The sequence below is a fragment of the Pseudoxanthomonas sp. UTMC 1351 genome (assembly GCF_040948865.1).
Classification (GTDB): Bacteria; Pseudomonadota; Gammaproteobacteria; order Xanthomonadales; family Xanthomonadaceae; genus Pseudoxanthomonas_A.
Genome location: NZ_JAVGJT010000013.1, coordinates 235884 through 250433 on the forward strand (window position 1 = coordinate 235884; position 14550 = coordinate 250433).

The following is a 14550-nucleotide window of genomic DNA, read 5'->3' on the forward strand; positions in this document are numbered from 1 at the left end:
CTCGCGCCCATGGGCGCTTTTGCATTGATTTTGTTGATGTTTGGTCGATTCCTCAAACAAAAACGCCGGAGGCTTGCGCCCCCGGCGTTTTGGATAACGTAAGCTCAGCGCTGGATTACAGCGGTGTTACGTTGTCGGCCTGCATGCCCTTCTGGCCCTGCACGGCGGTGTACTCTACCTTCTGGCCTTCCTGCAACGACTTGAAGCCGCTGCCCTGGATCGCGCGGAAGTGCACGAACAGGTCTGCCGTGCCATCTTCAGGGGTAATGAAACCAAAACCCTTCGCATCGTTGAACCACTTAACGGTACCGTTTGCCATCTTTACTAACTCCTGGAACATGATTGGAAATATATCGCGGGTGCCGGAGAATTCCGGTCCGAGACTGAGTTGCAGGCGTTGGTAAAGCGGGAAGATGTAGCAGATGTATCTACCGCATCAGGCTCACGATTCACGGTGACCCTGGCAAGCACAGTGGAGGCACTCTACCCGGGTTCTGGAACAAAAGCGACTATTTTGGAAAAACTTTGTTAACGGCGACGGGTTCCAGTCATTTTCGTCCCTGCCGGCTCACCGCGGAACGACGGGAAGGCCGTCCGGCTTATCATGGCGCCCCTTCTTTCCCGGGTTTCCCATGGCGCTCAAGGCCACCGTCGTTAAAGCCGAACTGCAGATCAGCGACATGGACCGCCATTACTACGGCACCCATGCGCTGACCTTGGCCCAGCACCCTTCCGAGACCGACCAGCGGCTGATGGTGCGGCTGCTGGCCTTCGCCCTGTACGCCGACGAGCGGCTGGAGTTCGGCAAAGGCCTGAGCAACGAGGAAGAACCCGACCTCTGGCGCAAAGCCTATACCGGCGAGATCGAGCAATGGATAGACCTGGGCCAGCCCGACGAGTCGCGGGTCCGCAAAGCCTGCGGGCGTGCCCGCGAGGTGGTGGTGGTCAACTACGGCGGCCGCGCGGCCGACCTATGGTGGGACCGTAATAGGGCCGCCTTCGCCCGCCACAGCAACCTGACCGTTCTGGATATCCCCTCCGAATCGGTGGAAGCCTTGACCGAACTAATGATCCGTGGGATGCGGCTGAGCGTGATGATCCAGGATGGCGAGATGCATTGGCATAGCGAAACCGCCACCGTGGAACTGCGACCGGTCACGCGCCAGGCCGGTACCACCAAGTCGACCTGAACCTGATGGCGGTTACCCACGATGTGCTGATCATCGGCGGTGGCGCAGCCGGCTTGATGTGCGCGCTGACCGCCGGCCAGCGGGGGCGGCGTGTTCTGGTCATCGACCACGCCAACCGCGTGGGCAAGAAGATCCTGATGTCCGGCGGCGGGCGCTGCAATTTCACCAACACCGGCACCACGCCGGCCAATTTCCTGTCCGCCAATCCGCACTTTTGCAAATCGGCGTTGGCACGCTACACCCCAATGGATTTCATCGGCATGGTGGAGCGCCATGGCATCGCTTACCACGAGAAGGAACTGGGGCAGCTGTTCTGCGACGTATCGTCCAAGCTGATCGTCAAGATGCTGCTGGACGAATGCGCCGCCGCGCAGGTCAGTGTCGAAACCGGATGCACCGTGGAACGCGTGCAGCGGACCGACGATGGCTTCCGCCTGCATACCAGCCACGGTAGCTTCGCCGCGCCGGCGCTGGTGGTCGCCAGTGGTGGGTTGTCCATTCCCAGCATGGGTGCCAGTGGGTTCGGCTACGAACTGGCGCGCCAGTTCGGCCACAACGTACTGCCAACCCGCGCGGGCCTGGTTCCTCTGACGCTCACCGGCAAGCACCAGGAGCGGTTGCAGGACCTGAGTGGTGTAGCGCTGCCAGTTACCGCCACCTGCCATCAACAAAGCTTCCACAACTTCATGCTGGTCACCCATCGCGGCGTCAGCGGCCCGGCCATCCTGCAGATCTCCTCCTACTGGCAGCCAGGCGACGATCTGCGGCTGGACTTGCTGCCCGGCCAGGACGCATTGGCGTGGCTGAAGGAACAGCAAAAACAACGATCGGCGGCGGAACTGAAGACCGTCTTGTCCGACGTGCTGCCGCGCCGCTTCGCCCAGCGATTGTGCGAACTCTGGCTGCCGAACCGGCCGCTGAAGCAATACAACGAACCGCAGCTGCGCGAGATAGCCGAAGTCCTGGGCGCCTGGCCCTTGGTCGCCAGCGGCACGGAAGGCTATCGCACCGCCGAGGTCACGCTGGGCGGCGTGGATACCGACGAATTGTCTTCCAGCACATTGATGTCCAAGCGCGTTCCGGGGCTGTACTTCATCGGCGAAGTGGTGGACGTCACTGGCTGGCTGGGTGGTTACAACTTCCAATGGGCCTGGGCTTCCGGCCACGCCGCCGGCATGGCGGTCTGAGCGCCTTCAGGAGAGGAACGCCGGCGCTGCGCTTCTCGTAGAGCGGAGCTTGCTCCGCTGCTCTTTGGTTGATGCATACGAAGGGCAGCCGAGCAAGCTGGGCTCTACGAGAAACTGCGCCGCATCCCCAACGATTGAAGGCTTGGTTCTGACGCGCCGCCACATTCTTCCTGCGAAAAGGTTTGCTAGGCTCAAGGTAACCGGTGTCAAACCGTTTCGCTTTGGTGTCTGCCTGCATGCCCTACTCCGCCCCGCCTGACCCTGATCGCCGCAAATTCCTTCGGCAGACTTCACTGCTCAGCGCCGGCGTCGCGCTGACCCAATTCGCATCTATTGGGTACACCGCCGACACCCAGCCGCCCGCCACGACCCGCAGCGGTCGCATCCGCGGTTATCGCGACCGCGGCGTCCATGTGTTCAAGGGTGTGCCTTATGGCGCTGACACTTCGACGCGCCGCTTTCAACGCGCACTGCCGGAAATCGCCTGGACAGGTGTTCGCGATGCAACTCGCTTTGGCGCTTCAGCACCACAACGCGGCGACGCCGATGATCAGCCCATCAGCGAGGATTGTCTTTTCCTCAACGTCTTCACCCCTGCCCTGCGGGATGGCGGCAAGCGGCCGGTACTGTTCTACATTCACGGTGGCGGCTACAACAACGGCTCCGGCTCCAGCCCGCTGTACCACGGCGTCAACCTGTGCAGGCGCGGTGACGTGGTGGTGATCACCGTCAACCATCGTCTCAACCTGTTCGGTTATCTGTACCTGGGGGATTTTGGTTTCCCGGATTTCGCCGAATCGGGCAATGTCGGGCAGTTGGATCTGATCCAGGCGCTTCAATGGTTGCGCGAACATGCGGATGAGTTCGGCGCGGACGCGAACAACGTCACCGTGTTCGGCCAATCCGGTGGCGGCGCAAAGATCGCGACACTAATGGCCATGCCGGAAGCCGACGGTCTTTTCCACAAGGCGATGACGATGAGTGGCCAGCAGGTCACCGCTGCCGGTCCGCGCGCAGCGAGCCAGCGCAGCGAGCTGTTTTTGGGCGCGCTGGGGTTGAAACCGGAACAGTCGGAGCAGTTGCGCAATATCCCGATGCAGCGACTACTGGAAGCCTCGACCGTGCGTGATCCGTCACGGGTGGAAAACTCCAGCCTGTATTTCGGTCCCGTGCTGGATTCGCGAACGCTACCGCGTCATCCGTTCTACCCCGATGCACCGGCGCAGTCGATGAAAGTGCCCATGATCATCGGCAACACACGCGACGAAACCCGAGCATTCCTGGGCGGCGATCCCGCCAATTTCGCGCTGACATGGGAGCAACTGCCGGCCAAGCTGCGCGAGCAACAGTATGTGGATCTGTCGCCAGATGCCGTAATCGCCGAGTACCGCCGCCTGTATCCGGACTACACGCCTTCGGAAGTATTTTTCGCTGCCACTACTGCCGGACGTTCCTGGCGTGGTGCGGTGATCGAAGCCGAAGAACGCGCCAAGCAAGGTGCACCGGCATTCGTCTATCAACTGGATTGGGGGCGATCGGTCGACGAGAAGCGGCGTGCATTCCATACGCTGGATATTCCGCTGGTGTTCGACAACATCCATTCGGAAGGATCGAAGACCGGCACTGGCGTGGACGCCCAACGCATGGCGGATCGCATGAGCGAAGCGCTACTGGCCTTCGCCCGCAGCGGCAACCCGAGTCATCCGGATAATCCCGAATGGAAGCCCTATACCCTGCCCGCCAGAGAAACGATGGTGTTCGATGACAGCACCCGCATGCTCGACGACCCGCGTGGTGGCGAGCGCAAGCTGTATGAGCAAGCACCGTTTGTACAACGGGGAACCATGTAGCGTTCGCTGTGCAAGAGCGTAGGGCGGGTCTCGACCCACCATTGCCATGCTTGCATGAAGTGGCAAAAAAAGAGGCCGATTCAAAGATCTCAGTGACCTCCCCGCCCGAAATTACAGTCCTGCCATCGCCTCAGCCGCCATCCGAAATGACGCCAACCGCGCCTGATGATCGAAGATATTCGCTGTCAGCATCACCTCATCCGGCCGATGGCGCTGGATGAAATCGCGAATGCCGCGGCGTACCGTTTCCGCGCTGCCGACAACCGCGCACGCCAGGGCTTGTTCCACGCCCACCTTTTCGTGCGGCAGCCAGAACGATTCGATATCGTCGATCGGCGGTGGCACTAGGCCAGGCTTGCCGCGGCGCAGGTTGACGAAAGCCTGCTGCTGAGTGGTGAACAACCGGCGCGCTTCCTGATCCGTTTCCGCCGCGACCACATTCAAAGCCAAGATCGCATACGGATTGCCCAAGTGTCTGGATGGGCGGAAGTCGCGGTGATAGATCATCAATGCCTGGTCCATCGCGTCAGGCGCGAAATGCGAAGCGAACGCGAATGGCAGACCCGACGATGCCGCCAGTTGCGCACTGAACAAACTGGAACCCAGCAGCCATACCGGCACTTCGATGCCCGCACCTGGCACGGCACGCACGGCCTGCCCTGGCTGCGCTGGGTCAAAATAATGCAGCAACTCCTGTACATCCTGCGGAAACTGCTCCGCGCTGTCGAAGTAGCGGCGAAGCGCGCATGCCGTGGCCTGGTCGGTGCCGGGCGCGCGGCCCAGGCCCAGGTCGATGCGGCCAGGATAGAGCGACGCCAGCGTGCCAAATTGCTCGGCAACCTGTAGCGGCGAATGATTCGGCAGCATGATGCCGCCAGCGCCGACGCGGATCGTGGAAGTGCCGCCGGCCACATGACCGATCAGCACGGCCGTGGCTGCGCTGGCGATACCCGGCATGTTGTGGTGCTCGGCCAGCCAATAACGCTGGTAACCCCACTGTTCGGCATGCCGCGCCAGATCCAGCATGTTGGCGAACGCGTGCGTGGTATCGCTGCCTTCACAGACGGGAGCAAGGTCGAGCAGGGAAAAAGGAATCATGGCGCCTCCGCTGGAACGATTCGGCTGATCTGGGGCCGCAACGCGGCGATTCCAGCGCAGTCAATGGAACTCAGCATTCCTTCCAGCCAGTGTTGGCCAGCGCACTTGCAGCGTGAGCACAGCACACGCTACATCAGTGATGCGATCCGCCAGATATTCCGCCGAGTGAGACGACACGTTCGCCAATATGGGGACGCTTCAACTCAGCAGGTCGAACGGTCCGCCCTGCTCCAAGGCGCGCTGATACGCCGGGCGTTTGTGGATGCGCTGCAAGAAGTTCTGCAGGTGCGGATACTTTGTAGAGCGGAGCTTGCTCCGCTGCTCTTCGATCCGGGCTCATGATGAAAAGCAGCCGAGCCCACAAAGGGATGTAATAAGCTCGGCTTTACATGATCGCCTCAAGAACTACACGACAACATCGAACAACCCGCACGGTCGCGCGCCCAATCCGGTCGGCGTTGCGCAAAGCGTTCCCGCCCAGGCTGATCGTCGTAGGGCCGCCGCATGACGTCCAACAGTTCCGCTACGCCCGACTCGTCGCCTGCCTCGGCGCGGTCGATGACCTGTTGGGCCAGGTAATTACGCAACACGTAGCGCGGATTGGCACGCCGCATCTTTTCCCGGCGCTGCTCTCGTCCGGGCGTATCTTCGTCCAGCCGTGCGCGGTAACGTGCCAACCATGCCAACAGCTCAGGCGCTACGGCTTGGCGCTTGGCTTCATCATAGAACGCGTCCGCGAAATGATCCAGCGTGTTCGCTGACAGATCCGCATCGATCAACGCCCGGAAGAACAGCGTCATGTCCACTTCGCCGGCAAGCAACAACGCATGCAAGCCCTGGATCAGCTCGATATCGGTATCCCGGCATTCGGCCAGTCCGAGTTTGGCGGCAATATTGTCGCGATCGGCGCTCATGTACGCGTCGGCATAGCGTTGCAGTCCCTCTTGAAGCGGCTCCACCGTCGCGAACAACGGCGACAACGCGTGCGCCAGACGGGTCAGGTTCCAGTAGGCGATCTTGGGCTGCCAGCCGAACCGATACCGGCGACCGTAGGCATCGGTGGTGTTCGGCGTCCAATCCGGGTCGTAGTTGTCGATCCATCCATACGGGCCGTAGTCGATGGTGAGGCCGAGCACTGACATGTTGTCGGTATTCATCACGCCATGAACAAAGCCCACTCGCATCCAATGCGCCACCATCACCGCGGTGCGTTCGCAGACCTCCGCGAACCACTGCGTGTAAAGGGCTTCTCCTTCGCCCTGCAGTTGGGGAAAATGACGCCGCACGGTGAAATCCGCCAACTGCTGCAGCAATGCAACGTCGCCACGCGCGGCAGGCAATTCGTAATTGCCGAAGCGCAGAAACGAAGGCGCCACCCGGCAGACGATGGCACCCGGCTCAGGACGTGGGTGACCGTCGTAGAACATGTCGCGCACCACCGACTCGCCGGTTGCCACCAAGCTCAACGCGCGCGTGGTCGGCACACCGAGGTGATGCATGGCCTCGCTGCACAGAAACTCGCGAATGGAAGAACGCAGCACCGCGCGACCGTCGGCGGTGCGCGAATAAGGGGTCAACCCAGCTCCCTTCAGCTGAATCTCCCAACGCTGCCCGGATGCGTTGATCACTTCGCCCAGATTGATGGCGCGGCCATCGCCCAGCTGCCCAGCCCATTGACCGAACTGATGGCCACCGTAGTTCGCCGAGTACGGCTGCATGCCGGGCAACAGTGCATTGCCGCCGAAGACCTGAGCGAATTCCGGTGATGCGATGTCGGCTTCACTGGTGCCCAGAAGCGCCGCTGTTTCGGCCGAGTACGCGATCAGCCGTGGCGCGGCGACCGGCGTGGGCGGCGTGGGCGACCACGCGGCGCCCAGCACCTCGTGAGGGAACGGATTGGATTCGGGATCGCCGGGAAGCTCGCGGACAAAAGCGTTGTCGAAGGCGAGCGGCTGCATCGTCGCTTCCCGCCTCAGGCCGGATCGACCAACGGTTGAAGCTGCGGATCCAATGCAACGCGATCATCGAAGACGAAGCAATGGCCGTCGTAACCATTAGCGCCGACATGTTCGAAATAACCCAGGATGCCGCCATCCAGCTGCAGCACATTGTCCATGCCGTCTTCGCGCATCCACAGCGCGGCTTTCTCGCAACGGATGCCGCCCGTGCAGAAGCTCACCACGGTGGCGTCGGCCAAGGTATCGCGATGCGGTGCCAGCGCTTGCGGCAAATCGGTGAACTTGGCGATCGGCAGCGTCAGTGCTCCAGCGAAGGTGCCGTACTCGACTTCCTGCGCATTGCGCGTGTCCAACATCACTACGCGCTTGCCCGTATCGTCATGACCCTGCTGCAACCAGCGCGCAAGCGTAGACGGTTCAATGGCCGGTGCGCGCTGTCCAAGCGGGCTGGCGCCATCACGGCGGAAACTGATGATTTCCGGCTTGACCTTGACCTTCATTCGGGCGAACGGCTGAGTCGAGCTACGGCTGAACTTGACCACGATGTTGGCGAAACGCTCATCCGTCCGCAAATCGGCCAGGAAATCATGGATGGCCGATTCGTCGCCTGCCAGGAACACATTGATGCCCTCGCCCGCCACCAGCACCGTGCCTCGCAACGACAACGCTTCCGCGCGTTCGCGGACCCACGTGGCAAGAGTCTCGGGGGACTCGACATGGACGAAATGATAGGCAGCGATATTGAGGATCATGCGGATAGTTTAAAGGTGAGGCAGCGGATGCTGGTGAATGAATGGAAGCAGGGAACGGGGAATGGGGAACCGGGAATGATGGATTTTCTCTTGTGACGAGTTCCGAGTTTGCTGGCGGAGACCCTGCATCAATACACGGATTCCGTCATTCCCGGTTCCCTGTTCCCTGTTCCCGCTTTTTTGCCCACAACAACATTCAACCAAACGGTTGACAATTCCCAAAACCCGCGCAATCATCAACCACATGGTTGAATATTCTTCTGAACAACTGGACGCGGTCTTCCATGCGCTGGCCGATGGCACCCGGCGGCGGATGCTGCGTAGCTTGGGCGGTCACCCCCGCAGCGTGGGCGAGTTGGCCGCGCCGTTCCAGATTTCCCTGGCGGCCGCGTCCAAGCACATCAAAGTGTTGGAGCGCGCCGGACTGGTTACCCGCTCCATCCATGGCCGCACACATCTGTGCCGACTACAGCCGGAAGCGCTAGCGGCCAGCCAGCAATGGCTGCGCTTCTACGAGCAATTCTGGAATCAGAACCTCGATGCGCTGGAAGCCGCGCTGAAGAACGAGGCCGCCTCTCCCATCGCGGCGCCCGCCAAAGCACGCAAACCCCAACGCAAAGAAAACACCCCTTCAAATAACAATAAGCCATAAGGAGTGATGTATGACGCTGAAAGACGAACCCACCGCGCGCGCAGAGATGCTCATCCGTAGACCGGTTGCGGAGGTCTTCGAGGCATTCGTCGACCCCGCCATCACCAGCCGGTTCTGGTTTAGCCGCGGGAACAAGAAACTGAAGGAAGGTGAAGTCGTCACTTGGCACTGGGACAGGTACGGCGTTGCCGCCGAGGTCGCGGTAAAGACCGTCGAGCGCAACCGTCGAATACTTATCGAATGGCCGACACCGGTTGAGTGGCGATTCACTCCGCGAAGCGAAGACACCACCTTCGTGAGCATCACAGCATCCGGATTCACCGGAAGCGACGATGAAAAGGTCGCGCAGGCGATCGATTCCATGGGCGGTTTCAGCTTTGCGCTTGCCGGCTGCAAAGCGTTTCTGGAGCACGGCCTTGAACTCAACCTGGTTGACGATCACAACCCCGATGCACATGTGAAAGACGGGGATGAAACCCATGAATGATGCCGCCACCGTGAATGTCCGTGTCTCCCGCCGCTTCACCGCATCCGCCGAACGCGTCTTCGACGCCTGGCTGACACCCCGTTTGTTGGGCCAATGGATGTTCGGACCTGCGGTGCGCGAGGAAAAAATCCTGCGCCTGGATATCGATCCACGTGTAGGCGGCACGTTTTCGATGCTGGTCGAACGTCAAGGCGAAACGATCGACCATCTCGGCACCTATCTGGAAGTAGATCGTCCGCACCGCCTGGTGTTCACCTGGGGCATCCGCGGCCTATCGAACCCGGACGACAGCCGCGTCGCCATTGACATCGCGCCGACGGAAGGCGGCTGCGAACTTACCTTGATCCACTCCCTGCATCCGGATTGGGCGGAATACGCACAACGCACCGAACTCGGCTGGAACACCATGCTGGATGCGCTGCTGCGATTGTTCGCCGCCCCTGAGAAAACCTAAAGGAGGTTTCACCTATGAACGACAGTTACGGCACTCTAGTCGCCTCTGACACGCTGCGCCTGCAGCGCTCCTTGCCGGGTCCCATCGAACGGATCTGGGCCTATCTGACCGAATCGGATAAACGCGGCCAGTGGCTGGCCACAGGCGACATGGATCTGCGCGTTGGTGGCAAGGTCGGTCTGTTCTTCCGCCACGCCGATCTGTCCCCGCAAAAGGCACCGACGCCGGAACGCTATGGCGAGATGGAAAACGGCCATGCCATGAGCGGCCGCATCACCGCCTGCGAACCACCGCGCCTGCTCAGCTACACCTGGGGCGAATCCGATGGCAGCGAGTCGGAAGTCCGTTTCGATCTGACCGAGCAGGACGAACACGTCCTGTTGACGGTCACCCATAGCCGACTGCGCAACCGCGACGACTTGGTAAGCGTTGCCGGTGGCTGGCATGCGCACCTCCAGATTCTGGTCGACCGACTGCAAGGCCGCGAACCGCCCAACTTCTGGGTCATCCACGAAGGGCTGGAAACCGAGTACGAGAAACGTTTGCCGGTGGCGTGAACCAGCACTGGGCTACCGTTGGTAGAGCCGAGTTTCTATGTCGATTGTTAACCCGACATAGTGACGGGTCGGCATAGCCCCCTGTGGGAGCGACGTAAGTCGCGACGTTGATTTCCGGTCGCGACTTACGTCGCTCCCACAAGGAATCTATTCGTGTTTTTTGTAGAGCCGAGCTTGCCCGGCTCTACAACAGCTACTCAGAGCAACATATACGGCAAGGCCAACGTCAGCCCCAGCACCAGCAATATCGCCGCCAACATGCCGATGACGTATCCCGGACGCTCCCGCAGCAGGCTGCCGAAGGTTTCCCCCCTGCCCTCGCGCAGGGCAGCTTCGCGTTCGGCTCGCATCCGCGCACCGCGCTGCGCTTGATACTCGCTCATCAGTGCCTTGGCCCGCGCCACCTGCTCCGGCTGGGAAATCCAGATGCCACCGGCGGAAATTCCCCAAGGGCTGGGAGTGGTTTCGTAATAGGCGATGCGGTGCTGATCCAGCAAAGCGCGGACTTCAGCAGCCTCGTCATCGGGCACATTGCGCAGATTTAGAAGCAGTTTTGACATGGGTGCATGGTAACCGGCGGAGATCATGGGTGCCGAGATCTGACCCGCCCTGGTAGGAGCGGCGTCCCGCCGCGAGCTCTTAGAGTCCCCGTCGTCCATCTCTGCCCCAAGAAAACTACGACGAACCACCCCCCATCAACACGATCGGTTACCCTTCGCGCTCCCGAAATCCGGCCTCTCCCATGCGCGCTCTGCTGTTGTCCCTCATCGTCCTACTTTCCGCTTGCACGCCATCCGCTCCACCACCGACAGGCAGCGTGGCGGAACTGCAACGTATCGACCAACACACGGGCACTGGCGCCGTCGCGGTCGCCGGCAATGACGTCACCGTCCATTACACCGGCTGGCTATACGACGAAAACGCGCCGGAAAAGCGCGGCCAGAAGTTCGACAGCTCCGTGGACCGCGGCGAGCCGTTCACCTTCCTGCTGGGAGCCGGCCAAGTGATCCGCGGCTGGGACGACGGCGTAGCCGGCATGAAAGTCGGCGGCAAGCGCGTGCTGTTGATCCCGTCCGACTACGGCTACGGCCGCGAAGGCGCGGGCGGCGTCATCCCGCCTGGCGCTTCACTGGTGTTCGAAGTGGAACTGCTGGATGTGAAGCCGCACTGAGCGCGGCAATTTCTACTGTGGGAGTGGCGCCGGCATGCTGGCGCCGGTGAGTCGCGACCGTGAAAGGCATTAGACACGGATCAATGCAGATAGATACGGATAAATCCGTGTGCTTTGATCAGCTTCTATTCGCATGGATCCGTGTCCATTGCTCTTTTGAGCTTACGGTCGCGACTCACGTCGCTCCCACACGAAACATTCCTTAGTGTTCCTTCGACTTCCCCACCGGCGTCAACCGCAAATCATGGAAATCAAAACTGAAGTCGGTCAACGGCGATATGGCTTCCATCCGTGCTTCGCGAATAGTGCCGTCCGGCTTTAGGGCGAACGTCAGGAACGCGTCCGCGTTCAACCAGCGTTCCCGCCAGCGCACGATGAAGGTGTCCTGTTGCCAATGCGATATGTCGCCCACGAGTTGAGGCGTGCGGCTGAAGCGCATCACCAACTTGCCTCCTTCACGCGCGATATCCACATCGCCGTACCACGGGTCCTGTAGTTTTCCGGCATAAGCAACTAACGGCAGCGAAGGCTTGGAAGCGGTGTCTCGCGCTGCCAGCAGTTTCTTCCACTTTTCATCGGCATCGCCTCGTTGCTGCGCTACCGCGGCCGCATAGGCGCTCAGCCAGTCAGTGGGTGGCGCTTCCAGAAAGGCATCCAATATCCGCAGGGTCACGGCGTTGAATGCCGCCCCTACTTCCTGGTTGGTCAACACCACGATGCCCAGCTCCTGCTCCGGCACCAACGTCACTCGCGACACCATGCCCGGCCAACCGCCGGTATGCCACACCAGTTTCCGGCCGCGGTAGTCCGACAGCACCCAGCCTTCGCCGTAACCAAGAAAGTTGGGCCGTGCGGCTTTCAAGGCTTCCACCTTGGGTTCGGTGATAGGCATCGGCGTCACCATCGACCACATCGCCTTGTGCCGCGCGGCGCTGAACAAACGGCTTTCCTGCCGGTCCTCGCCGGTGTACACGCCTTCGTCCAACTGCACTCGCATCCATCTGGCCATGTCGTGCACGCTGGAATAGAGCCCACCGGCACCGGCGACATTCGACCAGGTCATTCGCGGTGCCGGTTGCAGATCCTTGAAGTCGGCCTTGGCGTAACCGGTGGCCGCGTTGTCGCCAGCTTTCAACGCATCGCTGTTGTAAAGCGTCTCGTCCATGCCCAACGGCTGCAGAATGCGTGCCTGCAGAAACTGCTGGTAGCTTAGTCCGCTGACCTGCTCGATCACCTGCTGCGCCACGCCGTACAAGATATTGTCGTAGGCATACTGGCCACGAAAACCGCGGGTCAGCGGTACATCGCGCAGCCGGCGCGCCACTTCCTCATTGCTGTACGTGGTGGTGGGCCAGAACAACAGATCGCCCGCGCCCAACCCCAGCCCACTGCGGTGAGCCAACAGGTCGCGCAGCCGCATCTCGCGGGTGACGTACGGGTCGGCCATGCGGAACCAGGGCAGATGATCAATGACGCGATCATCCAGGTTCAACTTGCCCTCGTCGGCCAGGATCGACAGCGAGGCCGACGTAAACGCCTTGGTGTTGGACGCAATGGCGAACAACGTATGCGCATCCACCTTGTCCGGTTTATCCAACTCGCGGACACCGTAGCCGCGCTCCAGCACCACCTGTCCATCCTTGACGATGGCTACCGCGATGCCTGGCACATCGAACGTCTTTCGCACCGATTCCACATAGGTATCGAAATCTTGCAGCGACTCCGGCAACGGCGATGGCACCGCTTGGGCAGCGGCACTCGCAGACCAAAATGCAAACAAAAACAGGACGGCAGCGGCGCGGCATGCGGAAAAAGTCTGGGAGATCATCGGGGCCCAAAGTCGTGGAGAACCAGCCGGCGACGATACGTCATCCTGCTAGCGGCGGCATCTGCCGGCAGTCATCGGCATAATGTCGAGATGCCTGAAACCAATACTGCTTCACGCTTGGCCATCATCGGCGGTGGACCCGCCGGACTGATGGCCGCGGAAACCGCTCGCGCTGCCGGGCTGTCGGTGGACATCTACGAAGCCAAAGGCTCAGTGGGCCGCAAGCTTCTAATCGCCGGCAAAGGCGGTTTGAACCTCACCCATTCCGATCCCTTCGACGTTTTCGTCCGCCGTTATGGCGAACGCAGCGGGCAAGTCGCCGCCTGGCTGCGCGATTTCGATGCGGATGCTTTACGGGAATGGGCGGCCGGTTTGGGCGTGAACACATTCGTAGGCAGTTCCGGGCGCGTCTTCCCGCAGGACCTCAAGGCCGCACCATTGCTGCGTGGCTGGGTGCGCCGCCTGCGCGAGCAAGGCGTGCGTTTCCATGTACAGCACCGCTGGCTGGGTTGGACCGCAGACGGCCATCTGCGCTTCGCAACGGCCGACGGCGAACTGATCGTTCGGGCCGAGGCGGTGGTACTGGCGCTAGGCGGCGGTAGCTGGCCGCAGCTGGGTTCCGATGGCGCTTGGCAACCGGTGCTACGCGAACGCGGCGTGGAGATCGCGCCATTGTTACCTTCCAACTGCGGGTTCGATGTGGGTTGGAGCGAGCACCTGGCCAGCCGCCACGCCGGCGCGCCACTCAAACCGGTCGTGGCCTACTGGCGCGACCAGCACGGCGTCGAGCATAACCAGCAAGGCGAATGCGTCATCACCGCCACCGGCATCGAGGGAAGCTTGATCTACGCGCTTTCTCCGGTACTGCGTGATGCCATCGCGCGCGACGGACAAACGAACCTTCATCTGGACCTGGTTCCGGGGCACGACGAACGCCGACTGCTGGACGGCTTGGGCAAGCCACGCGGATCGCGAAGCTTCAGCGAACACCTGCGTCGGGAAGCCGGTCTGACGGGCGCCAAGGCGGCGTTGCTGTATGAGGTGCTGGACAAGCGTCAGCTTAACGACACGGCCACCGTGGTGAAGACCATCAAGCGTCTGCCGTTGGTGCTGAAAGGCCCTCGACCGATGGAAGAAGCCATCAGTAGCGCCGGCGGTGTACGCCTTGAAGCGTTGGACGAGAATCTGATGGTCACTGCTCTGCCGGGCGTATTCGCCGCGGGCGAAATGCTGGACTGGGAAGCGCCTACCGGCGGCTATCTGCTTACCGCCTGCTTCGCCAGCGGTCGTCGTGCGGGTCTGGGTGCAGTGACGTGGCTGGCGGCGCAGCCACGGCGGTAATCTGGCGACTGCGGCTACCTTGACT

15 protein-coding genes and 1 pseudogene are annotated in these 14550 nt (G+C 61.4%); 9 read left to right on the forward strand and 7 right to left on the reverse strand.

The genetic code is table 11. From position 1 onward, the window contains the following. Positions 1-115 precede the first annotated feature (115 nt). A complete protein-coding gene (locus tag AB6O04_RS10975; RefSeq protein ID WP_368563921.1) occupies positions 116-319 on the reverse strand; it encodes a cold-shock protein in 204 nt (67 codons plus the stop codon). A gap of 313 nt (positions 320-632) precedes the next feature. On the opposite strand from AB6O04_RS10975, the gene AB6O04_RS10980 reads away from it, so the two are divergent. The 3 genes from AB6O04_RS10980 to AB6O04_RS10990 all read left to right on the forward strand — a co-directional run bounded on the left by AB6O04_RS10980 (position 633) and on the right by AB6O04_RS10990 (position 4227). Continuing rightward, positions 633-1190 (forward strand): YaeQ family protein, encoded by a 558-nt coding sequence (locus tag AB6O04_RS10980; protein WP_368563922.1) that lies wholly within the window; start codon positions 633-635, stop codon positions 1188-1190. Positions 1191-1195: 5 nt separating this feature from the next. Continuing rightward, positions 1196-2377 (forward strand): NAD(P)/FAD-dependent oxidoreductase, encoded by a 1182-nt coding sequence (locus AB6O04_RS10985; RefSeq protein ID WP_368563923.1) that lies wholly within the window; start codon positions 1196-1198, stop codon positions 2375-2377. Positions 2378-2613: 236 nt separating this feature from the next. After that, positions 2614-4227 (forward strand): carboxylesterase/lipase family protein, encoded by a 1614-nt coding sequence (locus AB6O04_RS10990; protein ID WP_368563924.1) that lies wholly within the window; start codon positions 2614-2616, stop codon positions 4225-4227. A gap of 111 nt (positions 4228-4338) precedes the next feature. Here the strand turns inward: AB6O04_RS10990 and AB6O04_RS10995 are convergent, their stop codons facing one another. The 4 genes and pseudogenes from AB6O04_RS10995 to AB6O04_RS11010 form a co-directional block, all read right to left on the reverse strand. Then, positions 4339-5325, reverse strand: coding sequence for an LLM class flavin-dependent oxidoreductase (locus tag AB6O04_RS10995; RefSeq protein ID WP_368563925.1), 987 nt, complete (start codon positions 5323-5325; stop codon positions 4339-4341). A 198-nt stretch (positions 5326-5523) separates the two neighbouring features. Continuing rightward, positions 5524-5622 (reverse strand): annotated as a pseudogene (locus AB6O04_RS11000) (glutathione S-transferase); the annotation flags it as partial. A gap of 101 nt (positions 5623-5723) precedes the next feature. Continuing rightward, the gene (locus AB6O04_RS11005; RefSeq protein WP_368563926.1) at positions 5724-7283 is read right to left on the reverse strand and encodes a YdiU family protein; all 1560 of its coding nucleotides are present in this window, start codon (positions 7281-7283) and stop codon (positions 5724-5726) included. A gap of 14 nt (positions 7284-7297) precedes the next feature. Beyond that, positions 7298-8035 (reverse strand): sulfurtransferase, encoded by a 738-nt coding sequence (locus AB6O04_RS11010; protein WP_368563928.1) that lies wholly within the window; start codon positions 8033-8035, stop codon positions 7298-7300. 244 nt (positions 8036-8279) lie between these two features. On the opposite strand from AB6O04_RS11010, the gene AB6O04_RS11015 reads away from it, so the two are divergent. From AB6O04_RS11015 to AB6O04_RS11030, 4 genes are read left to right on the forward strand one after another with little or no spacing between them, the layout of a single operon-like run. Next, positions 8280-8687 (forward strand): ArsR/SmtB family transcription factor, encoded by a 408-nt coding sequence (locus tag AB6O04_RS11015; RefSeq protein ID WP_368563929.1) that lies wholly within the window; start codon positions 8280-8282, stop codon positions 8685-8687. A gap of 10 nt (positions 8688-8697) precedes the next feature. Continuing rightward, positions 8698-9174: an SRPBCC family protein gene (locus AB6O04_RS11020; RefSeq protein ID WP_368563930.1), complete on the forward strand. Its 477-nt coding sequence runs from the start codon at positions 8698-8700 to the stop codon at positions 9172-9174. Beyond that, positions 9167-9628 carry an SRPBCC domain-containing protein gene (locus AB6O04_RS11025; protein WP_368563931.1) on the forward strand — a complete coding sequence of 154 codons (462 nt, stop codon included), beginning with the start codon at positions 9167-9169 and terminating at the stop codon, positions 9626-9628. Before AB6O04_RS11020 ends, AB6O04_RS11025 begins: the two co-directional genes overlap by 8 nt. Positions 9629-9642: 14 nt before the next feature. Further along, complete coding sequence (locus tag AB6O04_RS11030; RefSeq protein ID WP_368563933.1) at positions 9643-10185, forward strand: SRPBCC family protein; 543 nt, start codon at positions 9643-9645, stop codon at positions 10183-10185. A gap of 197 nt (positions 10186-10382) precedes the next feature. Here the strand turns inward: AB6O04_RS11030 and AB6O04_RS11035 are convergent, their stop codons facing one another. After that, positions 10383-10745, reverse strand: a complete 363-nt coding sequence (locus tag AB6O04_RS11035) for a DUF6164 family protein (RefSeq protein ID WP_368563934.1) — start codon at positions 10743-10745, stop codon at positions 10383-10385. Between the two features lie 182 nt (positions 10746-10927). Here AB6O04_RS11035 and AB6O04_RS11040 point away from each other — a divergent pair, with 182 nt between their 5' ends. Next, a complete protein-coding gene (locus tag AB6O04_RS11040; RefSeq protein ID WP_368563935.1) occupies positions 10928-11356 on the forward strand; it encodes an FKBP-type peptidyl-prolyl cis-trans isomerase in 429 nt (142 codons plus the stop codon). 202 nt (positions 11357-11558) lie between these two features. Here the strand turns inward: AB6O04_RS11040 and AB6O04_RS11045 are convergent, their stop codons facing one another. Then, positions 11559-13184, reverse strand: a complete 1626-nt coding sequence (locus tag AB6O04_RS11045; protein WP_368563937.1) for a serine hydrolase — start codon at positions 13182-13184, stop codon at positions 11559-11561. Positions 13185-13274: 90 nt separating this feature from the next. Here AB6O04_RS11045 and AB6O04_RS11050 point away from each other — a divergent pair, with 90 nt between their 5' ends. Next, positions 13275-14525 carry a TIGR03862 family flavoprotein gene (locus tag AB6O04_RS11050; RefSeq protein ID WP_368563938.1) on the forward strand — a complete coding sequence of 417 codons (1251 nt, stop codon included), beginning with the start codon at positions 13275-13277 and terminating at the stop codon, positions 14523-14525. The last annotated feature ends 25 nt before the right edge of the window (positions 14526-14550 follow it).